At 63.7% G+C, this 23,301-nt stretch carries 28 protein-coding genes; 11 read left to right on the forward strand and 17 right to left on the reverse strand.

What is annotated here, in order from left to right; all coding sequences use genetic code 11:
* Positions 1-4: 4 nt before the first annotated feature.
* Positions 5-766, forward strand: a complete 762-nt coding sequence (locus ACW9UO_RS18800) for a LamB/YcsF family protein (RefSeq protein ID WP_457088901.1) — start codon at positions 5-7, stop codon at positions 764-766.
* Positions 767-776: 10 nt separating this feature from the next.
* Here ACW9UO_RS18800 and ACW9UO_RS18805 read toward each other — a convergent pair whose 3' ends face one another.
* Genes ACW9UO_RS18805 through ACW9UO_RS18840 form a run of 8 tightly spaced genes read right to left on the reverse strand, consistent with a single transcriptional unit; the run spans position 777 to position 6,991 of the window.
* Positions 777-1,898 carry an EscU/YscU/HrcU family type III secretion system export apparatus switch protein gene (locus tag ACW9UO_RS18805; protein ID WP_457088902.1) on the reverse strand — a complete coding sequence of 374 codons (1,122 nt, stop codon included), beginning with the start codon at positions 1,896-1,898 and terminating at the stop codon, positions 777-779.
* Between the two features lie 3 nt (positions 1,899-1,901).
* Positions 1,902-2,657 carry a flagellar biosynthetic protein FliR gene (locus ACW9UO_RS18810; protein WP_457088903.1) on the reverse strand — a complete coding sequence of 252 codons (756 nt, stop codon included), beginning with the start codon at positions 2,655-2,657 and terminating at the stop codon, positions 1,902-1,904.
* 1 nt (position 2,658) lies between these two features.
* Positions 2,659-4,755, reverse strand: a complete 2,097-nt coding sequence (gene flhA, locus ACW9UO_RS18815) for a flagellar biosynthesis protein FlhA (protein WP_457088904.1) — start codon at positions 4,753-4,755, stop codon at positions 2,659-2,661.
* Positions 4,755-5,552 (reverse strand): lytic transglycosylase domain-containing protein, encoded by a 798-nt coding sequence (locus ACW9UO_RS18820; RefSeq protein ID WP_457088905.1) that lies wholly within the window; start codon positions 5,550-5,552, stop codon positions 4,755-4,757. The genes flhA and ACW9UO_RS18820 overlap by 1 nt, the downstream gene beginning before the upstream one ends.
* Positions 5,552-5,821 (reverse strand): flagellar biosynthetic protein FliQ, encoded by a 270-nt coding sequence (locus tag ACW9UO_RS18825; protein WP_457088906.1) that lies wholly within the window; start codon positions 5,819-5,821, stop codon positions 5,552-5,554. Before ACW9UO_RS18825 ends, ACW9UO_RS18820 begins: the two co-directional genes overlap by 1 nt.
* 27 nt (positions 5,822-5,848) lie before the next feature.
* Entirely contained in the window at positions 5,849-6,136 is a 288-nt protein-coding gene (locus tag ACW9UO_RS18830) for a flagellar hook-basal body complex protein FliE (RefSeq protein ID WP_457088907.1), read from the reverse strand.
* 33 nt (positions 6,137-6,169) lie between these two features.
* Positions 6,170-6,580: a flagellar basal body rod protein FlgC gene (gene flgC, locus ACW9UO_RS18835; protein WP_457088908.1), complete on the reverse strand. Its 411-nt coding sequence runs from the start codon at positions 6,578-6,580 to the stop codon at positions 6,170-6,172.
* Between the two features lie 9 nt (positions 6,581-6,589).
* Entirely contained in the window at positions 6,590-6,991 is a 402-nt protein-coding gene (locus tag ACW9UO_RS18840) for a flagellar basal body rod protein FlgB (protein ID WP_457088909.1), read from the reverse strand.
* 67 nt (positions 6,992-7,058) lie between these two features.
* Here ACW9UO_RS18840 and ACW9UO_RS18845 point away from each other — a divergent pair, with 67 nt between their 5' ends.
* On the forward strand, positions 7,059-8,426 hold the full coding sequence (locus ACW9UO_RS18845) for a FliI/YscN family ATPase (RefSeq protein ID WP_457088910.1): 1,368 nt from the start codon (positions 7,059-7,061) through the stop codon (positions 8,424-8,426).
* Here the strand turns inward: ACW9UO_RS18845 and ACW9UO_RS18850 are convergent.
* From ACW9UO_RS18850 to motA, 3 genes are read right to left on the reverse strand one after another with little or no spacing between them, the layout of a single operon-like run.
* Positions 8,412-8,834 (reverse strand): hypothetical protein, encoded by a 423-nt coding sequence (locus ACW9UO_RS18850; protein WP_457088911.1) that lies wholly within the window; start codon positions 8,832-8,834, stop codon positions 8,412-8,414. The genes ACW9UO_RS18845 and ACW9UO_RS18850 overlap by 15 nt on opposite strands.
* Positions 8,824-9,054, reverse strand: coding sequence for a hypothetical protein (locus tag ACW9UO_RS18855; protein WP_457088912.1), 231 nt, complete (start codon positions 9,052-9,054; stop codon positions 8,824-8,826). Before ACW9UO_RS18855 ends, ACW9UO_RS18850 begins: the two co-directional genes overlap by 11 nt.
* Positions 9,051-9,917: a flagellar motor stator protein MotA gene (motA, locus tag ACW9UO_RS18860; protein ID WP_457088913.1), complete on the reverse strand. Its 867-nt coding sequence runs from the start codon at positions 9,915-9,917 to the stop codon at positions 9,051-9,053. The genes ACW9UO_RS18855 and motA overlap by 4 nt, the downstream gene beginning before the upstream one ends.
* 133 nt (positions 9,918-10,050) lie before the next feature.
* On the opposite strand from motA, the gene ACW9UO_RS18865 reads away from it, so the two are divergent.
* Positions 10,051-11,094, forward strand: a complete 1,044-nt coding sequence (locus ACW9UO_RS18865) for a hypothetical protein (RefSeq protein WP_457088914.1) — start codon at positions 10,051-10,053, stop codon at positions 11,092-11,094.
* Here ACW9UO_RS18865 and ACW9UO_RS18870 read toward each other — a convergent pair.
* Positions 11,091-11,756, reverse strand: coding sequence for a winged helix-turn-helix domain-containing protein (locus ACW9UO_RS18870; protein WP_457088915.1), 666 nt, complete (start codon positions 11,754-11,756; stop codon positions 11,091-11,093). The two genes, ACW9UO_RS18865 and ACW9UO_RS18870, sit on opposite strands and share 4 nt — an antisense overlap.
* A 150-nt stretch (positions 11,757-11,906) precedes the next feature.
* On the opposite strand from ACW9UO_RS18870, the gene ACW9UO_RS18875 reads away from it, so the two are divergent.
* The 7 genes from ACW9UO_RS18875 to ACW9UO_RS18905 all read left to right on the forward strand — a co-directional run bounded on the left by ACW9UO_RS18875 (position 11,907) and on the right by ACW9UO_RS18905 (position 17,560).
* Positions 11,907-12,083: a hypothetical protein gene (locus tag ACW9UO_RS18875; RefSeq protein ID WP_457088916.1), complete on the forward strand. Its 177-nt coding sequence runs from the start codon at positions 11,907-11,909 to the stop codon at positions 12,081-12,083.
* Between the two features lie 121 nt (positions 12,084-12,204).
* A complete protein-coding gene (locus ACW9UO_RS18880) occupies positions 12,205-12,636 on the forward strand; it encodes a Ros/MucR family transcriptional regulator (protein WP_457088917.1) in 432 nt (143 codons plus the stop codon).
* A 9-nt stretch (positions 12,637-12,645) separates the two neighbouring features.
* Positions 12,646-13,593 carry a flagellar motor protein MotB gene (locus ACW9UO_RS18885; RefSeq protein ID WP_457088918.1) on the forward strand — a complete coding sequence of 316 codons (948 nt, stop codon included), beginning with the start codon at positions 12,646-12,648 and terminating at the stop codon, positions 13,591-13,593.
* Positions 13,594-13,971: 378 nt separating this feature from the next.
* The gene (locus tag ACW9UO_RS18890) at positions 13,972-14,718 is read left to right on the forward strand and encodes a hypothetical protein (RefSeq protein WP_457088919.1); all 747 of its coding nucleotides are present in this window, start codon (positions 13,972-13,974) and stop codon (positions 14,716-14,718) included.
* Between the two features lie 73 nt (positions 14,719-14,791).
* Complete coding sequence (locus ACW9UO_RS18895; RefSeq protein WP_457088920.1) at positions 14,792-15,544, forward strand: sigma-70 family RNA polymerase sigma factor; 753 nt, start codon at positions 14,792-14,794, stop codon at positions 15,542-15,544.
* The gene (gene fliK, locus ACW9UO_RS18900) at positions 15,541-16,866 is read left to right on the forward strand and encodes a flagellar hook-length control protein FliK (protein ID WP_457088921.1); all 1,326 of its coding nucleotides are present in this window, start codon (positions 15,541-15,543) and stop codon (positions 16,864-16,866) included. Before ACW9UO_RS18895 ends, fliK begins: the two co-directional genes overlap by 4 nt.
* A gap of 13 nt (positions 16,867-16,879) precedes the next feature.
* Positions 16,880-17,560: a flagellar hook assembly protein FlgD gene (locus ACW9UO_RS18905; protein ID WP_457088922.1), complete on the forward strand. Its 681-nt coding sequence runs from the start codon at positions 16,880-16,882 to the stop codon at positions 17,558-17,560.
* Between the two features lie 100 nt (positions 17,561-17,660).
* Here ACW9UO_RS18905 and ACW9UO_RS18910 read toward each other — a convergent pair whose 3' ends face one another.
* The 5 genes from ACW9UO_RS18910 to ACW9UO_RS18930 form a co-directional block, all read right to left on the reverse strand.
* Positions 17,661-18,239: a hypothetical protein gene (locus tag ACW9UO_RS18910; protein WP_457088923.1), complete on the reverse strand. Its 579-nt coding sequence runs from the start codon at positions 18,237-18,239 to the stop codon at positions 17,661-17,663.
* 86 nt (positions 18,240-18,325) lie between these two features.
* The gene (locus ACW9UO_RS18915; protein ID WP_457088924.1) at positions 18,326-19,084 is read right to left on the reverse strand and encodes a flagellar basal body L-ring protein FlgH; all 759 of its coding nucleotides are present in this window, start codon (positions 19,082-19,084) and stop codon (positions 18,326-18,328) included.
* Complete coding sequence (gene flgA / locus ACW9UO_RS18920; RefSeq protein WP_457088925.1) at positions 19,084-19,740, reverse strand: flagellar basal body P-ring formation chaperone FlgA; 657 nt, start codon at positions 19,738-19,740, stop codon at positions 19,084-19,086. The genes ACW9UO_RS18915 and flgA overlap by 1 nt, the downstream gene beginning before the upstream one ends.
* A 3-nt stretch (positions 19,741-19,743) precedes the next feature.
* On the reverse strand, positions 19,744-20,529 hold the full coding sequence (gene flgG / locus ACW9UO_RS18925; protein ID WP_457088926.1) for a flagellar basal-body rod protein FlgG: 786 nt from the start codon (positions 20,527-20,529) through the stop codon (positions 19,744-19,746).
* Between the two features lie 14 nt (positions 20,530-20,543).
* Positions 20,544-21,293 (reverse strand): flagellar hook basal-body protein, encoded by a 750-nt coding sequence (locus ACW9UO_RS18930; RefSeq protein ID WP_457088927.1) that lies wholly within the window; start codon positions 21,291-21,293, stop codon positions 20,544-20,546.
* Positions 21,294-21,385: 92 nt separating this feature from the next.
* Between ACW9UO_RS18930 and ACW9UO_RS18935 the strand changes: the two genes are divergently transcribed.
* Entirely contained in the window at positions 21,386-23,239 is a 1,854-nt protein-coding gene (locus ACW9UO_RS18935; RefSeq protein WP_457088928.1) for a hypothetical protein, read from the forward strand.
* The last annotated feature ends 62 nt before the right edge of the window (positions 23,240-23,301 follow it).

The raw sequence follows: 23,301 nt of genomic DNA on the forward strand, positions 1-23,301 counted from the left end.
GACCATGCCACGATCTGTCGATTTGAACGCCGATATGGGCGAGAGTTTTGGGGCCTGGAAAATGGGCGACGATGCCGCGCTTTTGGACATCGTGACCTCGGCCAATGTCGCCTGCGGCTTTCACGCTGGCGACTGGGATGTGATGGCCGCGACGATGGCGGCGGCGGTGGCAAAGGACGTGGGCATCGGCGCGCATCCCGGCTTTCCCGACCTGCACGGCTTTGGCCGCCAGAGAATGCAAATGCCGCAGACGTCGTTGCAGAATGTGGTGCGATATCAAGTGGGTGCGGCCTTGGCAATGGCAAAGGCGGCAGGCGGTGCAGTGCGGCATCTGAAGCTGCACGGGGCGATGGCCAACATGGCAGCAGAGGATGAAGGCATGGCGCGGGCCTGTTACGAGGCGGCGCTTTCGGTGGCGCCGGACCTTATCGTCATGGTGCTGGCGGGCACGGCGCAAGAGCGCGCGGCGCGGGGGCTTGGCTGTCCGATTGCCTGCGAAATTTTCGCGGACCGGGCCTATAATGACGACGCGACGCTGGTGGATCGAAGCCTGCCCGGCGCGGTGATCCATGACCCTGAGTTGGCCGGGAAACGCATGGCCGAGATGGTGCGCGAAGGGGCGATTATCACCGAAAGCGGCAAGCGCATTCCGACCGAGATCGACACGATCTGCCTGCATGGCGATACGCCGACGGCGGTGCGGATCGCGGCAGAGGTGCGGCGGGCGTTGCACGACAGTGGCGTGACGTTGGCGCGGTTCGGGTAACGCGCCCGGATCAATCCGGCAGCCGCAAACGCGAGCCTTCGGGCGGGGCGCGGCGGCTGTCCTTTTTCAGCTCCATCACATAGCCGATGATCGCGGCGACAGCTTCCCAATGTTCCACCGGAATTTCGCGGTCGATCACGGCGACGTCGTGCAGCGCGCGGGCGAGGGGGCGGTTTTCCACCACCGGGATGTCGGAGTCCGCGGCCAATTCGCGGATGCGCGCGGCGATCAGATCGGTGCCCTTGGCGACGCACACCGGTGCAACATCGGCCCCGGTTTCGTACTTCAACGCCACCGCATAATGCGTCGGGTTGGTCAGGATCACCGTGGCGCGCGGCACCGCCGAGGCCAGCCGTTGGCGCGCGCGTTCGCGGCGCAGACCCATGCGTTTGGCGCGAATAAGCGGATCGCCTTCGGTGTCCTTGTGCTCGTCGCGCACTTCTTTCAGCGACATCCGTTGTTTGCGCCGGTGGTCAAAGCGTTTCCACAGGATGTCGGCGACGGCGATCACCGCCACCAGCACCAGCGTATAGAGCAGCATCTGGGCCGCCGCCGCGCGGGCAAATTCGGCCAAGGCTTCGGGCAGCATGCCGGGGCCGCGCCAGACCTGCGTGACGGCGCGATAGGTCACGTAGCCGGCAATGGAGCCGACCAAAAGCACCTTGGCCACGCTCTTGGCAAACTCCACCAGCGACGCCGCCGAGATCAACCGTTTCAGCCCCGCAACCGGCGAAATTTTGGACCATTTCGGTCGCAGGCGCTCGGCGGCCACCACCACCTCGCCCTGAAGCGCTGCGCCCGCCAAGGCACCCAGCACCATCAACAACACCAGCGGTGCCAATAGCAAAGCCACGCCCCGGATCAGCCCACGGGTGACGCCGCCGAGATCACGCAGCCCGGCAATATCGGTGCCGACGCCGATTTGCCCGGCGGTTTCAAACACATCGCGCAACAGCCCCGAAAGCGGTCCCGCCGTGGCAGGCAGCACAAACACCGTGATGACAAACAGCGAGAGCATCGCCATCAGCGTGCTGCCCTCGCGCGAGGAGGCAACATCGCCCTTGTCGCGCGCCTTTCGCAGCTTGCGCTCTGTCGGCTCCTCGGTCTTGTTGCTCTGGTCTTCCTCGGCCATCGCTCAGAACACCAACAGGCCGAGCCAGTCGCCAAACCGGACGGCAAACTCGTGCAGCATCATCGGCGCGGCGACGCCAAGCATCAAAAGCCCGGCGACGATCAACAGCGGCGCGGCGACGAAGAACACCGGCAGCGTCGGCATCATCCGCGCCGCCAGCCCCATGCCGAGGTTGAACAGCACGCCCATGATAAAGAACGGCGCGGCAATCGACAGCCCGAGGTAAAAGCTCTGGCTGACCGCGCGCACGATCTGTTGCGCCAGATCACCGGCCATGATGGCGCCGGGGGGAAAGACCTCATAACTCAGCACCATCGCGCTGACGATAAGGTGGTGCAGATCGGTGGCAAAGATCACCGCAACGCCGCCCAGCATCAGCCCGGTTGAGATCAGGGTAGAGCCTTGGAACGAGCCCATGTCCGGCGAAAAGGCATTGGACAGACCGGCGATCATCCCGATCTGATAGCCCGCAAATTGCAGCGCGCCCAAGAGGATACGGGCGGTCATGCCGATCCAGAGGCCCAGCGTCAGCTCGATCGCCAGCACCGCAATCAACCGCCCTGGCGCCTCGAGCGATTGCGGCCCGACCGGCAAAACCGGGTAGAGCGCGAGCGAGAACAGGACCGCCATCGCCAGCCGATGGCGCACCGGAATGAAGCTTTCGCCAAGCGCCGGCATGTACATGATCAGCCCGCCGATGCGGGCAAACACCACCGCCACACCCAGCACTTGCGTCGTGAGAAGGGTGCCGAGATCCACGCTATTGACCGATGGTCGCGACGGTGCGCAGCGAGGCTTTGCGGTGAACCTCGTTGTGCGACAGCACCACTGTCATCGGGCTGACCCGTTCGAGCATCGAGCGGACATAGCTGCGCACTTCGGGCGAGACCAGCAGCGCGGGCCATTGGTCTTGCTCGGCGTGGCGCTGGATTTCGCGGCGGGCGTTGAGCACAAACTCCTGCACTCGTTGCGGTGACATCACGAAATTACGCTCGTCGCCATTGACCCGCAGCGCCTCGAGGAACTCTTTTTCCCAAGCCGGTGCCATGGTGATGACCGAGATGAACCCGGCCCCATCAAGCAGCGATTTGCAGATCTGGTTGGACAGCCGCCGCCGCACCGTTTCGGCAATTTGCACCACATTGGTGGTGCCGCGCCGCCCATCGGCGATGGCCTCGACAATCAGCGGCAGGTTGCGGATCGAAACCTTCTCGGCGAGCAGCGATTGCAGCACCTGTTGGATCAGCACCAAGGGCGCGTTGGGGGCGACTTCGCCCGCCAATTTCTGGTATTCGCGGTCCAGCCCGGCGACCAAATCTTGCGTTGCGCCAAAGGTCATCAGCTCGGGCAGGTGGTCTTTCACCACCTCGGTCAGATGGGTGATGATCACGCTTTCGGGGTCCACCACGGTCAGGCCCATCGCCTCGGCTTTGGGGGCAGTGGCATGGTCGATCCACAGCGCCTCAAGCCCGAACGATGGGTCGCGCCCGCGTTCCCCCGGCAGGCCGCATTCGCCGGGATTGACCACCATGAGGCCCGCGGGCCGCACCTCGCCGCGCGCCACTTCGACGCCTTGGACCACCAGCGCATAGGTTTGGGCGGGCAGCATCGGCTCGTCCTTAATCCGCACCGAGGGCAGCACAAATCCGAATTCGCGGGCAAAAAGATTGCGCAGGCTTTTGATCTTGCCGGTCAGGGCCGCATCGCTGGCCGAGATCAGCGGCACCAGCGCCTGCCCGAGTTCAAGCCGCAAGCTGTCGAGCTTCAGCGTTTCCTTGATGTCGTCCTCTGGCGCGGCGGCTTCGTTGCGTTTTTGCAGGGCGTCGGCCTCGGCGGCGCTTTGACGCTCGGCCTCGGCCTGACGGCCCACAAAGACGCCGAGGCCGACCATCAAAGCGGCGAGAAACGCAAACACCGGGATGGGAAAACCGGGCAGAAGGCCGATGCCGAGCAGCAGGGCGGCGGCCATGAACAACGCCTTGGGAAAGCGGGCGAGCTGGCCCAGAACTGCTTCGTTTGCCGCGCCTTCGGTGCCGCCCTTGGTGACGATCAGACCGGCGGCAAGCGAGACGATCAACGCCGGAACCTGTGTCACCAGCCCGTCGCCGATGGTCAGCGTGGTATAGAAGCCGGCGGCGTCGGTCAGCGAAAGGTCATGCTGTGCCACGCCGATCAGAATGCCGCCGATCACGTTGATCAGGGTGATGATGATCCCGGCCACCGCATCGCCGCGCACGAATTTTGAGGCACCGTCCATCGCGCCGTAAAAACCGCTTTCGTCCTCAAGGTCTTTGCGGCGTTTGCGGGCTTGGTCTTCGTCGATCATGCCAGCGCCAAGATCAGCATCAATCGCCATCTGTTTGCCGGGCATCGCGTCGAGCGAGAAACGGGCGGTGACCTCGGCGATGCGGGTCGATCCCTTTGTAATCACGACGAAGTTGATCACCACCAGGATGGCAAACACCACAATGCCGATGACGAAATTGCCCGAGACGATGAAACGCGAAAAGCCTTCGATGACGCCGCCTGCTGCATCGCTGCCGGTGTGGCCTTGTGACAGGATCAGCCGGGTCGAGGCGACGTTGAGCGACAGGCGCAGCATCGTCACCATCAGCAAAAGCGAGGGGAAAGAGTTGAAATCAAGCGGGCGCGGAATCCACAGCGCCACCATCAGGATCAGCACCGAAAGCGACAGTGAAATTGCCAACCCGAGGTCGAGCAGTACCGGCGGCAGCGGCACAAACAGCATCGCAAGGATCAGCACCACCGCGACGGCAAAGCCGACATCGCGGTTGGCGCGGCCCCGCGACAAAAGCGATGCGCCTGCACCAGAGGAGAGGGTGTCGGTCAGAGCCATCAGAACATCTTTTCGAAGGAGGGCAGCACGGGTTGCATCGGCTCGCGGCCGAACAAGGAGCGCGCGCCATCGGCGGTGCCTTTGGTGCGGCGGGTCAAATCCGAGGTCCAGAAATGCCCGGCGGGCAGCGGGGCGGCAGAGGGGGCGGCGGCCACCCGGCGCGTGGCCCCGCCACGGGCGGCCAGTTCGCGGAACACGTCGAGCCGCTTGTTGGCGATCGCGACATTGCTGCGCAGCCGGTCGAGATAGGCGGTTTTGAGGGTCTCGGTGGCGGAGTGATAACGCCCGGCGGCCTCGGTCCAATCGCCGGTTTCGGCGTAGAGTTCGGCCAAGCGGCGGGCGGCGTAATCGACATTGGCCGCTGGATCAAAGCCCTGTTCGATGGTGGCAAAGGCTTCGGGATGCCAGCGCAGATTGATCTGCATACAGCCAACGTCAATCGACGATGTGCCCGAGGATTGCTGCACCCGGACCCAGCTTTGTGCGGTGCCGGGTTGATCGAAATAGCGCCCATCGCCGTTGGCATTCGCGGCCCAGGGCCAGACGGTCAGCTCGCCCTCATGCATCAGCCCGGCCTCTTGCAGCCCGATGGCCAGTAGCAGGTTGCCGGGGATGGCGTGGCGCAGTTGCGCGGTGAGGATTTCGCGGATGCAGACGCCTGCCGCCGGCACCGCGCGGGCCGTTGGCTGGGGGGCGATGGCCGGGGCTGTCGCGCTGGGGGAGGGGCTGTAAAACCGGCTCCAATCGGCCTGCGCAGGGGCGGACATCAGGGCGACGAACAGGAGGGCAAGGCGCATCACAACCACCCGCTTATCATCAGGTCAAAGGCATTGTCCGACAGCTTTTTGACCATCGCGTACATGAACGGGGTGAACACCAGCAGGCCAAGAAAGATTGCCACGATCTTGGGCACAAAGGTCAGCGTCATCTCTTGCACCTGCGTCAGCGCCTGAAAAAATGCGATGATCAAACCGACCACCAGCGCGATCGCCATGATCGGACCGGCGGCGTAAAGCACGGTCAGAAAGGCGTCGGACAGGACGGTATGAACATCGCTTTCGGTCATCGAATTCCGTTCAGGAGCAGCGCCGGATTACACCGGCATGTTGAGGATTTCCTTGTAGGCTTCGACCAGCTTGTCACGCACCGAGATCGCCACCTGCACCGTCGATTCCAGCTCAAGCGTCGCTTCGACAACGGCTTGGGTGTCGGCGTTGCCTTGCAAGCCCGACATCGCCGTCGCCTCGGATTGGCGGATCGAGGTCATCGCGTCTTGGCCCGATTGCGCCAGCATTTCGGCAAAGCTACCGGTCTCGGGCGCGCTTGTCGTGGTCATGTCGCGCGAGGCGCGGTAAGCGCCCGACGCGGCGTTGACGGACATTAAGGAAGTGGGATCGGCCATGCGCGTCTTGCCTTACTTGAGCAGATCGAGAAGCTGCGAACGCATGGTGCGCCCGGTCTCGAACATGTTGAGATTGGCCTGATAACTGCGCGAGGCTTCGCGCATGTTGGCCATTTCGATGATGGTCTTGACGTTCGACACCTTGACGAAGCCTTCGTCATCGGCGGCGGGGTGGGCGGGATCAAAACGCAGCTCAAAGTTGGCCTCGTCGCGGCTGACTTTGGCGACGGCGACGGTGGAACTGCCGGTGCCCCGGTCGACCATTTCCTCGAACGAGATGATCTTGCGGCGATAGGGCTCTTCGCCCGGTGTGGTGCCAGTGGAATTGGCGTTGGCCACGTTTTCCGACACGATTTTGAGCCGCTCGCCCTGTGCCCTCATGCCGCTGGCCGCCACCGTCAGGATCGATTTGAAAAAGTCCATGACGTGCTCCTATTTGATGCCGGTTGCGGCGACGGTCAGAAGGGTGTGGCCCTTGCGATACAGCTCGGCCGCGAGGCGGTAATTGCCCGCCACTTCCGCCGCCTTGATGGTCTGTTGCTCAAGCACGACGTTGTTGCCGTTGAGCGAGCCTTCCCAAGCGCCTTCGTCGGTTTCGACGCGCACGCCCGGCGGCGGGGTGGGGCCGCTGCGAATGTGCTGGGGGTCGGTGACGGCCATGCCCTGCACCGGCGCGCTGGCCTTGAGCACCTCGCCAAAGCTGGTGATGTCTTTTGAGCGGAAATTCGGCGTATCCGCATTGGCAATGTTTTCCGAGATCACCGACTGGCGCGCCCCAAGCCAGCTCATCCGCTGGGAGGCGAGCTGAAAAAAGGACATTCCCGCAAGCTTCATCAACACTTTCCTTTTACTTTGATCAAGAATAGCATTATTAATTCTTGATAAGCAATGGATAGTAAACATGCACACCGCATTTTCAGAGCTGTCTAGCCTTGCAAGGGGGCTTGAGCGTACAAGCATAACGGGTCGGGTTGCCTCGGCGCTGGGTCTGTCTCTGGTTGTGTCAGGGTTGGAGCGGGCGATCGGGATTGGCGCGCATTGCACGGTGCAGGGCGCGCACGGCTCGGTGCTGGCCGAGGTGGTGGGTTTCGACGCGCAAGGCACCCGCCTGCTGCCGTTTGGCACATGGGACGGGGTGCGCACCGGCGACCCGGTGACAGTGACCCGCGCGGCGACCGAGATTCGCCCCGATGCGGCCTGGTTGGGCCGGGTGGTGGATGCGTTGGGCCGGCCTTTGGATGGCCGGGGCCACCTGCCCGAAGGCACCACGCCCCGCCCGGTGCGCGCCGATGCGCCGCCAGCGTTTGACCGCCGCCGGGTCGGGCCGCGCATTGCCACACAGCTTAAGGTGATGGACGCCTTTACGCCGCTCTGTCAGGGCCAGCGGATGGGGGTGTTCGCCGGGTCCGGCGTGGGCAAATCCTCGATGATGGCGATGCTGGCGCGACATGCGCAGCCCGAGGTGATTGTGGTTGGCTTGGTCGGGGAGCGTGGGCGCGAGGTGCAGGATTTCATCCGCGATGATCTGGGCGAAGAGGGGCTGGCGCGCTCGGTCGTGGTGGTCTCGACCGGTGATCAGCCGCCATTGATGCGCCGTCAGGCCGCCTGGACCGCGACCGCCGTGGCCGAGCATTTTCGCGACGCGGGCAAACAGGTGCTGTTGCTGCTCGACAGCGTGACCCGCTTTGCGATGGCGCAGCGGGAAATCGGGTTGGCGGGGGGGGAGCCGCCAACCTCGAAGGGCTATCCGCCGACCACATTCGCCGAACTGCCGCGCCTGATGGAGCGGTCGGGGCCGGGCAGTGGCACCGGCGGCGACATTACCGCGCTGTATACCGTGCTGATGGACGGCGACGATATGGATGACCCGGTGGCCGACGCGGTGCGCGGCATTCTGGACGGCCACATCATCCTGGATCGGCGGATTGCCGAGCGCGGGCGGTTCCCGGCGGTCGACATTCTGCGCTCACTGTCGCGGATGATGCCGGACTGTCACAGCGCCGAGGAATACGCGCTGTACCGCGCCGCGCGTCAGGCCGCCGCGCGCTATGGCGACATGGAGGAACTGATCCGTATTGGCGCCTATCGGCCGGGCAGCGATGCCGAGGTGGACGCCGCAATCCGGCTGTCGGGGCCTTTGGAGGCGTTGCTCGGGCAGTCCAAGCGCGAGAAGATGCCGCCTCAGGAAACCTTTGCCGCCCTGCGCGCCTGTCTTGAGGCGGCGAAGATTGCTTTGCCCGCCGCAGCGGAGGGGTCAGCGCCCGCGTGACCAGCGCTGTAGCGTTTGGAAATCCTGCGCGGCGGCGGCCCGTCGGGTGCGGTCTTTGCGCTGTTGCTCAATCCGGGTAAGACGCAGGATTTCAAAGGTTTTCTGCTCCGAAATCGCATCACGCAGGGCGTCTTCGGCGCGGGCCAACTCGGGTGCAAGGCGCGCGGCCTCACGGGCGTTGTGGTCAAGCTCGGCACGGATCGAGCGGATGAACTGGCCCAGATATGGCGCGCCTTCCAACCCGTCGATATGCGACTCTCCCGCCAGCCGCGCCATCAGGGCGCTGCGCTCGGTGGCAAGCCGGTCTGCGGTGGCGCGCAGGGTGCCGACGGCGGCGGCGCGCTCGCGGGTTTCGAGCTCTTTCACCCGTTCCATGATCGCCAGCGGGCGCAGCCGGTCAGTGGCCATCGGCCCCAGTCTCAGACGTTTTTGCGGGGTCGGGTGGGGGTGTCCCGCCCAGCCGTTCGCGCATCTTCAGCAGCATGGCGCGTGGATAGCCTGTGGCACTGGGCGGCATCACCTCGAAGCTGCCGGCGACGGCGGCGGAGGTGAAATCGGGGTCTTCGTCCTCGGCCGCCCAGACCGGAGCGGAGACTGTCAGCAGGGCGGCGGTCAGCAGGCGGATCATGCCACCGGCAGCTCTTTTTGCGCCGATTCAACTTCGTAGAAATCGGGCTGCATCCGGGTCGGGATGTTGCCACGGCCAATCTCGACACAGATGTTGGGCGGGTGGTTCGACACCATCGCCACAAAGACATCGCGGATCACCAAGTAAAACGCGCCGTCTTCGTCTTCGATCTGTTTCAACCGCCCGGCAATCGGCTGCACCATGCAATAGGCCAGAAAAACGCCAAGAAAGGTGCCCACCAGCGCGCCGCCGATCATTTTGCCAAGGATTTCCGGCGGCTGGTCAATCGACGACATCGTCTTGATCACGCCCAAAACCGCCGCGACGATGCCAATGGCGGGCAGCCCGTCGGCCACCTGCTGAACCGCATGAACAGAGGCCAGCAATTCATGGTGATGCTTGCGGATCTTGCGGTTGATCACGTCCTCGGTGGCATAACGGTCGTCGAACTGCATCGACAACATACGAAAGCTGTCGCGGATCAGGTCGATGGCGAAATGATCGGTCATGATCTTGGGGTAGCGGGCGAAAATATCGCTGCTGGACGGGTCTTCGATATGGCTGTCGAGCGCGAGGATGCCCTTGGATTTATAGGCGCGGGTCAGCTCGTACAACAGTTGCAGCAAGTCGTTGTAATCTTTGGCGTTCCAGCGTGTGCCGCGCACCACTTTCAGCACGCCTTTGCCCGAACTTTTGATCACCGACATGCTGTTTGCGATCACAAAAGCGCCCATCGCCGCGCCGCCAATCATCATGCCCTCAAACGGCAGAGCGTACAGAACGATGTCCATCTTGCCGCCCGAAAGCATAAAGCCGCCAAAGACAAGGCCGAACACAAGAGCAAGCCCGATAAAGAAGGTCATGGTGGTGTCTCTGCTTTGTCTAAGGTTGTGGGCGCACCCAAGTTACATGGAAAGCATAGATATATTTGACTTTCGTTCAAGTATAAATAAGGATAGTTTCAAGTTGTGACGAAGTAGTTCTTGGAGTCGCGCAATGTCGACCGGCAAACTCGCCTATTTCTTTGAAGCCTGCGATCTGGCCCATGTCTTTGCGGACTGGCCGGGGGAAATCGGGTTGGTGCTGTGTCTTGATGCAGCGGGGCTGTGTGAGTCGCTGCTGTTTCACGAGAGCGAGCGCGGCCGGATGCCGGCCAAGGCTGCGGCGGTTCTGAACTGCGCGCGGGGCGATCTGGAGATTGTGCCCAAGGTCGAGGGCTATGCCACGCGGCGGATGATGTTCACCGACGAGCAAAAGCTGCTGTCGCTGATTTCGGACGAGGATGATCTGGCCGAGCTGGCGCAGGATTATCTGCTCAACCATCGCTTTGAGGTGTCGCGCAAAAGTGCAGAGCCGCGCCCGTCAGCTGCGCCGAAAATCGCCGCGCTGACCGAGGCGTTTCGCTGGAAACCCCGGCTGCATCTGTCCGAAGCGCCGCCGCGACGGGCCCCCGCGCCTGATTTGCCTGAGGGGTTTGCCCCGCGCGACGCCGCGTCGGAATGTGACTTTGCCGAGGGCGTGCTTGAGGTGGGGCGGCACGGGTTGCGGCTTAATTTGGCACCGGATCTGCAGACCATTCGCACCCCGGTGCGGCGGGCCGCGCAGATAGGGTTTCGCGATGATTTTTCCTGTTTCGTGCTGCCGCGTCATGTTGTGTCGGGCTGGGGCCCGGGCGAGGCGCTGGTGATCGATATGCTGGAAACGGGGTTTCCCAAGGCGTTGCGCCAACGCTATGCGCAAGGCCCGCGCCACGCGCAGGTGACGGTGACGGGGCAGGGGGTTTTTGTGACGCCCGGCGCGTTGTTGCCGCCTCCGGCACCCGAGGCCAAACCGCGCCGGCGGGGATTGTTTGCGCCAGTGCTGTCGGCGCTGATCGGGCTGATCTTTGTGGGGTTTGCGGCCGGGGCGCTGCTGCGGGACGTTGATTTGCCACAGTTTTCGGTGCTTCCGGCCTCTCTTGGCGCAGACCCGCAGCCGGTCACAACCGGTGCCGTTCCCGCCGAAGTGCGCCCGTCCGACACCCGCTTGGCCGCGCGTTAATCGCTGCCGCCCTCATCGAGCAGATAGCCGCGGCCCCGGATCGACCGCACCTCGAGATTTTCATCCGAGCGCGCCTCGAGCTTCTGGCGAATGCGCGCGACATGCATATCGATGCGCCGGTCGCCATAGGTCCAATCCGCCTCGCCCAACACGCGGGCCAGGTGTTCTCGTTCGACAATTTCACCGGCGTGGCGGCTCAAATGCTTGAAAATGCGCTCTTCAATCGGCGTCAGTCCAAGCTGCACCAGTCGCGCGGCACGCCGACGGCCCCGAACCGCCCCCTGCAGCCGCAGCGACAGGCGGGCGCGCAATTCGCCGGGGTCATGATCCGCCGACAGCGCGTCATCGGCCCCGGCCGCAAAGGCGGCAACCGCCCCCTGCGAACGATTGGCGTGATCAATCGCCAGAATAACCGCTTCGGGCGACAATCTGCGGGTGGCGGCGATCAGGGTGAGCATCGAATCGTCGGGCACCTGCCGCGCCGACAGCCCGACAACCAAGGCGCTGATCGGGGCACCCTCGGTCAAAAGATCGCGCATCTCTGACGGCCGCGTGCGGCGCAACACCTTGGGCAGCCCGCAATCGCGCAACACCGCAGCCCAGGCCGACCGCCGCGCGGTATCGCGTTCGACAACAGCCGCGAAAGAGCCCCTCTGTGACATTGACCGTTTGATACCCCTCGTGACGGCGCCGCATGGCAGTGTTCTCAAGATTTGCGCAAATTATTCAATGGTTTTCAACTCCGATTAACTTTCGCGTCCTATCTATCTTTCAACGGACAAGAAGAGAGCCACCATATGAGAGCGTGCGACATGAAAAGAGATGCCAATATCGGCAGGGCAACGAAAGGGTTGACCGCTGGCGCGAACGCTTTACAACTCTTTGGAAAGACTTTGATATACGGAGATTGCACCTTGCCCTTCGGGCGCAACTATACGGCGAAAAATTTCCCGCCGGAAGGGGCCTGCAAGAATCTGCAAGGATTATAGAACGTTTTAGCGTATGGTGAGCCAAGGACGGCGACCCTACGCATCGATTGATTGCAACGGTGATCAGCAGGGACCAGCGCGGCAGCAAGACCGCCGGGCTCTGTTTGATAGGAGAATGTACATGTGTGCCCAAGCCATGAAAGAAGAAACCGCTGGTCGGATCGTCGCGGCCTATGCCTCGCGGCAGGATGTCGGGCCTGAGGAGATTGTCGCGCTGTACCGGCGGCTGGCCGAGGAATTTTCCCGCCCCTCCGGCCTTACCAAATCCACCGCCCTGCCTGCGCGTGAAGACGGGATGCGCCCCGCTTTGCCGCTGGATCAGGCGGTGTCTGAGGACCGTGTGACCTGTCTGTGCTGCGGGCGCAGCTTCAAGATGCTCAAGCGGCATCTCGGGTCCGAACATGGCATGACCGAGTCCGCCTATCGGGCCGCCTTTGATCTGCCCGAAGATTTCCCGCTGGTTGCCCCCAGTTATTCGCGCAAGAAGGCCGACCATGCCAAACAGGCCGGGCTTGGCAAATACGCGCGTTCGGTTGTGGCCGGCGAAGCATAGAGCCCGATTATGGCGTCGAACAAAGATCAGACAATCATCATCCGCCGGGTTGAGGAAGACGAAGGTCATGCCCACCACGGCGGCGGGTGGAAGGTGGCCTATGCGGACTTTATGACCGCGATGATGGCGTTTTTTCTGTTGTTGTGGATCCTCGCCGCCTCGGATGAGGAAAAGCTGCGCGGGCTGGCGGATTATTTCACGCCCAGCCTGTCGGAGCGGGGCGGGCGGGGCGATGGCTTTCTCGACGGCACCGTGCTTGGCACCGAGGGTGTGTTGGGCGGGGCCGATGGCGAGGCCGCACCGGTTCAGGTGCCGACCTTTGGGCAGGAAAACCCGCTGGCGTTGTTCGACAGCCGGTTGCGCGATGCTGATGCCGATCCCGCCGTCGCGCCCGAGCAAAAGCCGGACAGCACCGTGTTGAGCGATGCCATCGAGGACGCCGCCGAAGCGATGGCGGCGCTAGAGGCAGGGCACGCGCGCGAAGCCTGGGAGGCGACGCAGGAACAGTTGGAGCAGCAAATCTCTGACGAGATCGCGTCAACGGCCGGGCTTGAAACCCTGGCCGAGCATATCCGGTTTGAACGGCGTCAGGACGGGCTCGAGATCCAGATCGTGGACAAGACCGGCCAGTCGATGTTCAGCTCCGGCAGTGCGCGCATTCTCGACCGGACCCGCAAGCTGTTGCAGGTGGTGGCCGAGGCATTGGCTGACCTGCCCAATGCGCTGACCATCACGGGCCACACGGATTCGCGCCGCTATGCTGGCGACGGCTATTCCAACTGGGAGCTTTCAGCCGACCGCGCCAATGCCACGCGTCGCGCCCTGGTTGAAAATGGGGTGAACCCCTCACGGATCATGCGCATTTCGGGCCTTGCCGATACCGCCCCGCTGGGCGGGCTTAGCCCGGATGCGGCAGAGAACCGGCGGATCGGCATCATGGTGCTATATCCTAGGTAGGTCCCGGATTTTGGCGACCGATTCTTCCACATTCTAAAAGTCCGTCCGGTTGCACGGTGAATCCGATGCACAATCCTGCGCCGTGGCCTCTTATCTAGTGTCTGGTTTAGTATTGAATGCAAAATATAGCAGTTCCCTCCTGCATTGTAACGAAAACTCAGTGGGTGTTCATGGTTTCATAATGCGCCTTTTTCGTGGCATTTTTGAATTTTCCTCTTTGAATCAATGCGCTAGGTGCGCGACTCTTGGACCACAATATAGCGTCTCCCTGAATCGCCGTCGCTATATCTGGTACGTGTCTTTACACAAAGAGTCTTTCAGTACGGTTAATTTGCACGTACCGATTGAGTGTCTCGACTGCTCACGGACGGAATAGAAATGCTCGGAAAACAAGTTCTTGATCTCATCTGGGAAGGCCACGTTGCCCTGCCCGACGCTTTGACCTCGCAGCGCTTTGCCGCGCAGTTTTCGAGCATTCTGCCGCTGCGGACTGCGCCGCTGATGGCCGGTGCGGGATTGTCGCGGCCTATGGCGATGTCGGATGAGCTTGAACTGACGGCGGGGCTGCCTTTGGGCGATGTTCTTGTCGAAGAGCTGCCGGTGGATCTGTCGTATGACACCGTCGTTTTGTTCCTGCCGCGCGATCAGCACAACCTGGGGTGTCTGTTGGGTGGGGCCGTGGCCGAAAGCCTTATCCTTGCGATCACCATGGGCGATCTGCCGATGGAGCGCGAAAACGAAGCGCTGCATGCCTTGGCGCAGGCCGCGATGACCCGTGCAGCCGAGCTTAAGGCCGGCGGCGCGACGCTTGATTTCGACGGCTTTCGCACCGGTATGGCCCAGAGCCTCGGGCGGCATTGGTTGGTCGACAGCAACGTGATGGCGCAGCCCGATTTCCTGACCAGCCCCGACATGCTGGCGCATCTCAGCCGTCTTGACCCCGGTTTTGTTCAGCCCGACCTGTTCCTGTTTGGCAGTCGCCTGCTTGACGTGTCCAGCGACCCGCTTGGCTTTGAGGACTGGACCAGCCGCACCTCGATGATGCTGCGCGCGTGCATGGGGGCGCCGGAGCGCGAATTCCAGCCGCTTGAGCAGGACATCGTGGCGCGGTTTAACTTTCACTAAACCTTTAATTTCTTTCTGCTATCCAAGAAATGTGTTTATCTATTCTTGCGAACAAGGATAGGCGAAGTTTCTGATGATGGCGATGTCGTACCAGGCCGCAATGCGCGCGCCGCTGCTCAGCTATGAGCAGGAGCGCGCGGCCATTGGCGGCTGGCAGGACCGGGGCGACCGCAAAGCGCTGGAGCGTTTGATCTGTGCGCATGCCCGTCAGGCCTGGGCGCTTGCCGTCCGCTTTTCCGACAATCCCACCCACCGCGAAGACCTTGCCGCCGAGGGGATCCTGGGCCTGATGCGCGCCGCTGACAGTTTTGACCGAAGCCGCAATGTGCGGTTTTCGACCTACGCCGCCTGGTGGGTGCGCAGCGCGATTTCCGGGGCCGTGGCGGGCATCAAAGCGGTGATCGATGTGCCGGCCCGCGCCTATCTTGATGCGCGTGCGGGGCGGTTGCCGGAAGACGAACACCGGCTGATCCGTCGCGCGATTCAGGCCGCAATCGAGATCAATGGCCTGCCGGACGGGCCGACGGCGCACCCCGGCCATGCGTTGGTTTGTGACGCGCCCGGCCCCGAAGATCGCCTGAGCCAGCAAAGCCGCGATGCGCGGTTGGCGCAGGTTTTGGCGGCGGCGTTGCGACAGATGGAGCCGCAAGAGATTGAGGTGATCCGCCGTCGGCACCTGACCGCGCAGCCCGAGGCCCACGCCCAGATCGCCGCCGAAATGGCGGTGACGCAGGACCGGTTGCGCCAGATCGAGCGGCGCGCGCTGGCACGTTTGCGCCGGAATTTGGTGGAGGCGGGCTTTTCGCGGAGCCTGTTGCAGGCATGATGAACATTCTGTCTGCTCTGGCCGGTTTGGCCTCGGATGTCGGTGGCGGCGGTGCAGCGTCGAAGCCCAAGGGCGACCTCTCTGCCGGGCCGTTTGCCGCGCTCGTGGGCAAGCGTTTGGCCGATGCGCCGCGCGACGACATCCCGATCTCGATTGAGCAGGAGGCGGGTGAAACCGATCTGGCGGCGCTGTTCGATGCGGCGGATGCAGCCCTGTCGCAGGCTGATTTGAGTGACGCTGAGTTGGCCGAGGCGTTGATCCCGATCCTTGCAGAGATCGCGGCGATGATCGATCCGAACCGTTTTGCGCCGCAGTTCAGCGCGCTGGCGGCAGCGGAGCCGGGCGCGGGGTTGACCGAGGCTGTGACGCTCTTGCGCGACTTTATCCAAGCCGACCCGAGTGCGGCCCCGTTCGAAGCACCCGCAGAGGCACCGGCACCCGCTGGGGTGCGGGCCGAGTTGGGGCAGGCGCTCGAAGCGTTGTCTGAGCAAGCCAAGGCTGCGCCGCGTGCGCTCGACGCCAGTGCTTTGGCCCGTGGCGGCGCGGACACAGTACAGTCGCGCGTTGACGGCGCAGTACACTCTCGCGCTGACGGCGCAGTACAATCGCGCGCGGACAGCGCGGTGCAATCTCATGCTGACGGCGCTGTGCAAACGCGCCCTGACAGGGCGGTGCAATCGGGCGCTGAGGCCCCGGCGCCGGCGCTGCGCGGTGGACCGGGGGCGATGCCGACCGCCGCTCTTGATGCCCGCGCGCCTGCCGTGCCCACCGCCGGGGCGGATGTGCCACCGGCGCTGCTAACGACGGTGTCTGCCACCAGTGCCGCCAGCGCCACTGCCCCGACAACTGCACCCTCTGCGCCGCCTCCGTTGCCCGACAGTGCGCAGATCCTGTGCCAGCTGCGCGCCCATGTCAGCGACAGCGGCACCATCCGGGTTGCGCTCACCCCCGAGGGGTTGGGGCGGGTCGAAATTGTGCTGGCCCCGGCGGAAGATGGCCAGTTCAGCGTGACCGTTCGGGCCGACCAAGCCGCTGTGCTCGGCACATTGCGCGCGGACCGCGACGGGTTGATTGCGCTGCTGCGGGACGCGGGCCACCCGATCGACAGCCGCGCGCTGAGTTTTGATGACTTGGGCGGGCGCGGAGCGGGCCAAAACGCAGGCCAGAACGCGGGACAGAATATGGGGCAAGAGGCCGAACAAGGCGCCTCTGCCGGCCGCAACGTTCCCATCGGGGCGGCGCAAGACGCTGCAGCGGGCGAGACAACTGAAACACCGATCCGTGTCACACTGCCTTCGGGCCGTATCGACATCACGGTTTGAGCAGGACAACACAATGGCCATCGATCCCTACGCCCTGAGCGGCGCAACCACCGGCACCACAGGATCCTCGAGCGCGGCAGGCAATGCGCTGAGCCAATTGAGCAATGATTACCAAAGCTTCATCACCCTGCTCACCGCGCAGATCCAGAACCAGGACCCGCTCGAACCGATGGACAGCACCGCGTTTGTGTCGCAGCTCGCGACGCTGACGCAGGTAGAGCAGGCGGTGGCGCAGAACGCCAACCTAGAAGGCATCGCCTCGCAGATCTCGAGTCTCTCGGCGATGTCCGGGCTGGGCCTTATCGGGCGCGGCGTGGTTGTGCCGTCGTCCGAGGCATCGCTTGCGGGGGGCGAGAGCATGCTGGGCTATCGGCTGAACAACGAGGCGCAGCTGGTGACGATGGACATCACCGATGGCAGCGGCACGATCTTGCGCAGTCTGTATGGCCTGCCGGGCAGCACCGGCGCGCTGCACGAAGTGCAATGGGACGGGTTGGACGAGCAGGGCCAGCCGCTGCCCGATGGCACCTATGGCGTGCAGCTCACGGCGCTGGACCTTGACGGTAACACGGTGATTTCACAGACTTATGCGCTGTCGCAGGTCACTGGGCTGACCTATGATCAGGGGCTGGCGGTGCTGCAACTGGACACCGGCGAAAGCGTGATGGCGGGGATGATCGAAGAGGTGCGCTGACGCTGCCTATAGCGTTGCGCGAAAAAACGGGCGCACCTCAGACTGCCTGAAATCAAAGATTTCAACGCATTAGGCGATGCTTGTTGTTTTGCGTAACGCTTTAGCTGCGCGGCACATCGGCCTGGATCAGCGACAACAGCAGCACATTGGCCACGTCGCTGCCAAACCCGGCGCGCAGATCCGTCGCCAACCGTTCGCTGAGCTGGGGCGTGTCGACGGCCCCACCAGTCAGGCTTAGCCCCTCGGCGGCCTTGTGCAGCGAGGTCAGCACCGCGTCGCGCAAACGGGCGGCATTCTCGGCCTCGGCAAAGGCTGCCGCGACGGTGACATCGCGCATTTCCACGCCGACATCTGACATCACATAGGTCACACTGCTGGCGCGATACACCGGGATGCTCACCCGGCCCAACCGCACCACATTGGCATTGGTGCGGTGGTTCTCGCGCGCGGTTTCGGCGGGATCGCCCGGCGCTGTCGCGGCCTCATCCACCACCAGCTTGGCGGCCTCTTCCTCGGCTAGCGTGTCGAGAACAAGCGCTGCGGCTGTCTGATCCGGGATCTCGGGCGCAACCGCCGAATGTTGCGGCCGTGCTGCGGCGGGCAGCACAAGGCCACCCGCATATCCCGCCACCGCAAATGCGAGGGGAAGGCCGACAAAGGTGATCACGGACTTCTTCATAATTGGATCCCGAACTGGTTGAGTCGAGATCCTGTATCGCGGCGCATTCAGTCAAAAGTTGTGGTAAACCTTGACTTAAGTTCGATTTAATAGGGCAGAATTACGTCCATCACGTCTTCGCCATAGCCGCGCACCTGCTGGCGGCTGAGCGCGCCGCGCCCGCCATAGCTTATCCGGGCTTCGGCCATTTTGTCATAGCGGATGGTGTTGCCCCGGTCGATGTCCTGTGGCCGGATGATGCCGGAAACGCGCAGTTCGCGCAGCTCTTCGTTCACCTTGACCTCTTGGCGCCCGACCACCACCAGATTGCCGTTCGCCAGCGATTGCACCACCAGCGCGGCCATCCGCAAAGAGATCAACTCGCTGCGATCAACCGAGCCATCGCCACGGGCGCTGGTTTCGGAACTGATGTCGACGATATCGCCCGAGGGCAGGTCGGCGGGGCCGACGCCGGGCAGGATCTTGTCGATCTGCGAGCCATAGCCAAACAGACCGGGCCGGGCCATCGCGGACTGGCCAGAGCGGCTGCGGCGGGTGGCATTGTCGAGGCTGGCCTCGTCGTCGATCTCGATCACGATGGTCAGCAGATCACCGATATTGGTGGCACGCTGGTCGGCAAAAAAGCCGTCGCTGCCCTGACCCCAAAGCGAGGCGCGTTCGGCCCGGTGCGGCGCGCGCGCGATTTCGGGCGCGGGCATCGGCACATTCACAGTGCGCGCGGCGGTCAGATCCTCTTGATCGACGCCAAGCCGGCTCAGCTCGGGTTCGCGGTCAAACACCGGTTCGGTGCAGCCCGTCACAAGGGCCAGCGTCGGGAGGGTGAGCAGATAGCGGCGAAAAGACATTAGCGGATTACCTCGACAAGCCCCGGCGCGCGCGCGATGGCGGCAAGCGAGGTGTTGCTGACCAGATTGACGATGCGCAACTCGGCGCCGCGATGGGCACTGTCAAGCGCGCGGCCGGGGGCGGTCAGGACCAGCCGGCCATCGTCGTAGAGAATATTCACCTTGTCGCCGCGGTCGATCACCAGCGGCTGCATCACCGATTGCGTCATCACCGGGCGGCCCTGTGCCAGCATGCGGCGCACCTGCATGCCCTGCAGTTGCGCCGGATCGGTGATGGTAAAGGCCCCGACACGGCGCAATGACAGCTCGGTCAGCACAATATCGGCGTCGGTGACAACCTCGCCGGGCATCAGACGGCGCGCCGGAACCGGCAGCTCCATCACCGCCAGCGCCACGCCCGAAAGCCGGTGGGTTACGCCTTGGTCTGTCACCGCATTGGCAAGGAACTGGCCGCTGTCGCGGTCCATCCAGAAGGCGGAAATCAGCTCGGCCTGTTTGATCTGCGCGCCGGAAAACCGCACCCGGATCAGGGCTTCGATGGGGAGTTCGGCCCCCAAGGATTGGCGCACCTGTTCTTCGATCAGAATCTCGGGCGTTTCGGCCTGCGCCATCAACGGGGCAAGGACAGCGCACCAAAGGGCAAGGACAAGGCGCATGGCTTACCTGATCTGGTTGGCGGCCGACATCATCTCGTCAGCGGTCGAAATGGCCTTGGAATTCATCTCATAGGCACGTTGCGCCTGAATAAGATCGGTGATCTGGCGCACGATGTCGACGTTCGAGCTTTCGAGATAGCCTTGCCGCAGGATGCCAACGCCCTCGTCACCGGGCAGCGCCGGGATGGCATCGCCCGAGGCGACGGTGGCGGCAAACAGGTTGTCGCCCAAGGGCCGCATCCCGGCATCGTTGACAAAGGTGGCAAGGGTGAGTTGGCCAATCTCGACCGGCACAGAGTCATTGTCGACATAGGCGCTCACGATGCCGGTGTCGCTGATCTCAATCGCGGTGGTGTTGTCGGGCAGCACCACGCCGGGGTCAATCTCGTAGCCCTTGCCATTCACCACCTGCCCCTCAGCCGACAGCCGGAATGACCCGTCGCGGGTGAACGCCTGTTCGCCATCGGGCAGGTTGACGGCGAAATAGCCGCGCCCGTCGATGGCAAGATCAAGCTGGTTCTGGGTCTGCGTCAGCCCACCTTGGGTGTTAAGCCGCACGGTGCCAACCGCCTGCACCCCAAGCCCGACATCAAGCCCGACAGGCCGGGTGTTGCCCTCTTCCGCCGTCACCGCACCTTCGCGCGACATGTTCTCATAGATCAGATCGGTAAAGGAGGCGCGGGAACTTTTGAACCCGGTGGTGTTGGCGTTGGCGATGTTGTTCGAAATCACATCGACGTTGGTCTGTTGCGCCATCATGCCGGTCGCGGCGATGCCAAGAGCTTTCATCTGCGGTTCCCTGTTTAACTGTTCTGGCCGATACGGCTCAGCATCTCTTTCTTCAGCTCATCCTCGGACGAGAGCAGATTGAGCGCGTGTTGATAGGCCTGTTGGATGTCGATCAGCCGGGTGACTTCGCTCACCGCCTGCACGTTGCTTGATTCAAGCGCGCCCTGAATAACCTTGGTGCCGCTCTCATCGGGGGTGAGCGGGAAGGTGCCCTCGGAGGCGACGAACATGCCGCCGCCCGCACGCCCAAGCGCCTGACGGTCGGGCAGGGCGTACAGGCCGACCTGGCCGAGCACGCCGCCAACGTCCGAAGAGATCACCCCGTCGTCGGCAATCGACACCGAGGCGGCGAGCGCGGGCGGCAAAGCCAGCGGCGCGCCACCGGCATCCAGCACCTGCGCGCCGCTGGTGGTCACGACGCGGCCCTGCGGGTCGAGCACGAAATTGCCATCGCGGCCATAGGCTTGCTGGCCGTCGGCCATTTCATAGGCAAACCAGCCTTCGCCCGACAGCGCCACATCCAGCGGGTTGCCGGTCTGGATCATCACGCCCGAGCGGTCATCGATATAAGAGCCGCGGTCGATCAGATAGTTGGTTGCTTCCTCGGGCGCGACGGTGCCTTCGGGCGGCAAATAGCTTTCAAACAGCACGCGTTCGGCCTTGAAGCCGTTCGAATTGGCGTTGGCGATGTTGTTGGCGGTCACGTCAAGCTGTCGTTCCAGCGCCGAGAGCTGGGAGAGCGCAACGTAGGTTGAATTATCCATTGACCCTCTCAATCAATTCTTGATTTGCATCCAGTTTGACGCTCTTTTCTTGCTGACAATGCGATTTCATCTCGTGTATATCAAGAACAATCATGAAGAAACGGCGAAATAACCCGATCTATCCTTGGATCCTTGGCGCAGCACTCGCGCTGGCCGTGGCTGTTGCCCCTGTGGCGCAGGCCGCGACCGGGCAAACGCGCGACCGGCCGATGCTACAGGATCTGGGGTTGCCGCAGCGGGTGCTTGATCCGCCCGAGTTTTACCTTATGCCTCGGCCACAGCGCCCGTTCCTTGAAGAACGCGCGGCGCTGATGGAGACGGTGCTGCGGGCCGGGGATGTGGTGCCCCGGCGGGCGCGGGCGCTGATTGACCTTGCGGAATTTCACTTTGCCCATGGCATGATGTCCGAGGGGCTTTCGCTGTTGTCCGAGGTGCAGGGGCGCGCGGTGCCGCTGGCCTATCGGCTGCGGGCCGAGGCGTTGGAACTGGCGCTCGGGTTGCTTGATCCTTTGGGTCGGCCTCTGAGCGCGCGTGCCCAACGGCTGCTTGAACCGCAGCACGCGCGATGGCCCGATCAGGTGCTGTTGCTGACACTGTCGCGGCTGAATGCGGGGGCCTGTGGCGCGGCGGGTTCGGGGCTGCGCGGCGCCTTTGACCGGCTCCAGCGCTTTCCGGCCCCGGTGCGGGAACGCGTGCTGCCAGCCCTGTTGGACTGCGCCATCGACGGGCAGCAATGGCGGCTGGCCCGCGATATTGCGGGGCGGTTCGAGGATCACGCGGGTTTGCGCGACGGAGCCGCGCTGCATTTCCTGCTCGGCAAAGTGGCCGAGACTGGCGACGCGCCAATGGCCGCCTTTGACAGCTATGCGCAGGCGCAGGGCGACACCGGCCTTTGGGGGCACCGAGCGCGGCGCGCTTTGGTCGATCTTGGCCTGCGTCACGAGGCGCTGACGGCGGCTGAGGCGGTTGAGCTGCTGGCCCTGGAGGCCGAGTTGTGGCGGGGCGATGCCTTGGCGGCGGACACGCTTGTTGATCTCGCCGACTTGCGAGTGATCGCCGGCGATCCTGTCGCGGCGATTGAGACCTATGGCCGTCTGATGGTGCGCCATGCCCGCACACCTGTGGCCGAGCAGGCGGCGGCCAAGGCGATTGCGCTGACCCGCGAGATGTACGCCAAGGGCGCCGAGGGCACGCTGTCGATGTCGGGCTTTATGGCGCTGCATGCTCGCGCCGCGCCTTGGCTGCGCTTTACCCCCGGTTTTGCCGAGGCGGCCGAGCGTTTTGCCGATACCTTCCATGCCGCCGGCGCGACGGTGATGGCGGCGCAAGAGTTTGCCACGATCCGAAATTACCTTATGGCGGGGCAGGATCTGGGCCTGTTTGACGCCGACACCGGCCAGATTGACCGGCTGGCGGTGAAAGAGGCCGAGGCGCTGTTGCACGGCGGCCAGTTCGAGGTGCTGGGCGCGCTGCTGGCCGCGCCGCCCACGCCGAAAGACCCTGAAATGGCGCAAAGATTGGCGCTGGTGTCGGCGCGGTATCTGGATGAGACCGGCCAGCGGGCCGCCTTGGTCTCGGCCGATGGCGCCGGGGCCCCGGAACAGGTGCTTCGACTGCGGGCGCAGGCGCGGTTTGAGCGCGAAGAATGGGCCGAGGCGCAGGCCGCCTATGCGCTTTTGGCACAGCGCGCGGGGGCGGATCTGCCCTTGCCGGATGCCATCCGCTATCTGCTCGCCGCCCATCGCAGTGGCGATGCCGAGGCCGCCCGTGCCCTCGCGGTGCGGTTTGAAACGCTGGCTGATGTGCCGGAATGGGCCGAGGTGGTCGGATCGCTCACCGCGCCCCCCGCCGACCTTTTGCCGCTGCGCGAAGGCACCGCGCGGCAACGCATCGACAACGCGCAAGAGATGCTCGACACCCTGTCAGGGCCAAATGCGGTGAACTGATGCGCAAAAGATTGCGCAAAAACAGCCAAGGTCTGGCCAAAGACATGAAAAATATCCCCAAG

It is taken from the genome of Marinovum sedimenti (assembly GCF_054052205.1).

Excerpts from the sequence above, each read along its gene's own strand:
- motA (WP_457088913.1), bottom strand. The coding sequence starts at position 9,917 with ATGACCTTCTTTATCGGGCTTGCTCTTGTGTTCGGCCTTGTCTTTGGC.
- ACW9UO_RS18845 (WP_457088910.1), top strand. The coding sequence starts at position 7,059 with ATGCACACCGCATTTTCAGAGCTGTCTAGCCTTGCAAGGGGGCTTGAG.
- ACW9UO_RS18930 (WP_457088927.1), bottom strand. The coding sequence starts at position 21,293 with ATGGATAATTCAACCTACGTTGCGCTCTCCCAGCTCTCGGCGCTGGAA.
- ACW9UO_RS18840 (WP_457088909.1), bottom strand. The coding sequence starts at position 6,991 with ATGAAGCTTGCGGGAATGTCCTTTTTTCAGCTCGCCTCCCAGCGGATG.
- ACW9UO_RS18890 (WP_457088919.1), top strand. The coding sequence starts at position 13,972 with ATGCTCGGAAAACAAGTTCTTGATCTCATCTGGGAAGGCCACGTTGCC.
- ACW9UO_RS18885 (WP_457088918.1), top strand. The coding sequence starts at position 12,646 with ATGGCGTCGAACAAAGATCAGACAATCATCATCCGCCGGGTTGAGGAA.
- ACW9UO_RS18820 (WP_457088905.1), bottom strand. The coding sequence starts at position 5,552 with ATGCGCCTTGCCCTCCTGTTCGTCGCCCTGATGTCCGCCCCTGCGCAG.
- ACW9UO_RS18800 (WP_457088901.1), top strand. The coding sequence starts at position 5 with ATGCCACGATCTGTCGATTTGAACGCCGATATGGGCGAGAGTTTTGGG.
- ACW9UO_RS18895 (WP_457088920.1), top strand. The coding sequence starts at position 14,792 with ATGATGGCGATGTCGTACCAGGCCGCAATGCGCGCGCCGCTGCTCAGC.
- flgG (WP_457088926.1), bottom strand. The coding sequence starts at position 20,529 with ATGAAAGCTCTTGGCATCGCCGCGACCGGCATGATGGCGCAACAGACC.
- flgA (WP_457088925.1), bottom strand. The coding sequence starts at position 19,740 with ATGCGCCTTGTCCTTGCCCTTTGGTGCGCTGTCCTTGCCCCGTTGATG.
- ACW9UO_RS18805 (WP_457088902.1), bottom strand. The coding sequence starts at position 1,898 with ATGGCCGAGGAAGACCAGAGCAACAAGACCGAGGAGCCGACAGAGCGC.
- ACW9UO_RS18915 (WP_457088924.1), bottom strand. The coding sequence starts at position 19,084 with ATGTCTTTTCGCCGCTATCTGCTCACCCTCCCGACGCTGGCCCTTGTG.
- fliK (WP_457088921.1), top strand. The coding sequence starts at position 15,541 with ATGATGAACATTCTGTCTGCTCTGGCCGGTTTGGCCTCGGATGTCGGT.
- ACW9UO_RS18855 (WP_457088912.1), bottom strand. The coding sequence starts at position 9,054 with ATGATCCGCCTGCTGACCGCCGCCCTGCTGACAGTCTCCGCTCCGGTC.
- ACW9UO_RS18880 (WP_457088917.1), top strand. The coding sequence starts at position 12,205 with ATGTGTGCCCAAGCCATGAAAGAAGAAACCGCTGGTCGGATCGTCGCG.
- ACW9UO_RS18830 (WP_457088907.1), bottom strand. The coding sequence starts at position 6,136 with ATGTCCGTCAACGCCGCGTCGGGCGCTTACCGCGCCTCGCGCGACATG.
- ACW9UO_RS18865 (WP_457088914.1), top strand. The coding sequence starts at position 10,051 with ATGTCGACCGGCAAACTCGCCTATTTCTTTGAAGCCTGCGATCTGGCC.
- ACW9UO_RS18825 (WP_457088906.1), bottom strand. The coding sequence starts at position 5,821 with ATGACCGAAAGCGATGTTCATACCGTCCTGTCCGACGCCTTTCTGACC.
- ACW9UO_RS18935 (WP_457088928.1), top strand. The coding sequence starts at position 21,386 with ATGAAGAAACGGCGAAATAACCCGATCTATCCTTGGATCCTTGGCGCA.
- ACW9UO_RS18910 (WP_457088923.1), bottom strand. The coding sequence starts at position 18,239 with ATGAAGAAGTCCGTGATCACCTTTGTCGGCCTTCCCCTCGCATTTGCG.
- ACW9UO_RS18875 (WP_457088916.1), top strand. The coding sequence starts at position 11,907 with ATGAAAAGAGATGCCAATATCGGCAGGGCAACGAAAGGGTTGACCGCT.
- ACW9UO_RS18870 (WP_457088915.1), bottom strand. The coding sequence starts at position 11,756 with ATGTCACAGAGGGGCTCTTTCGCGGCTGTTGTCGAACGCGATACCGCG.
- flhA (WP_457088904.1), bottom strand. The coding sequence starts at position 4,755 with ATGGCTCTGACCGACACCCTCTCCTCTGGTGCAGGCGCATCGCTTTTG.
- ACW9UO_RS18850 (WP_457088911.1), bottom strand. The coding sequence starts at position 8,834 with ATGGCCACTGACCGGCTGCGCCCGCTGGCGATCATGGAACGGGTGAAA.
- ACW9UO_RS18905 (WP_457088922.1), top strand. The coding sequence starts at position 16,880 with ATGGCCATCGATCCCTACGCCCTGAGCGGCGCAACCACCGGCACCACA.
- flgC (WP_457088908.1), bottom strand. The coding sequence starts at position 6,580 with ATGGACTTTTTCAAATCGATCCTGACGGTGGCGGCCAGCGGCATGAGG.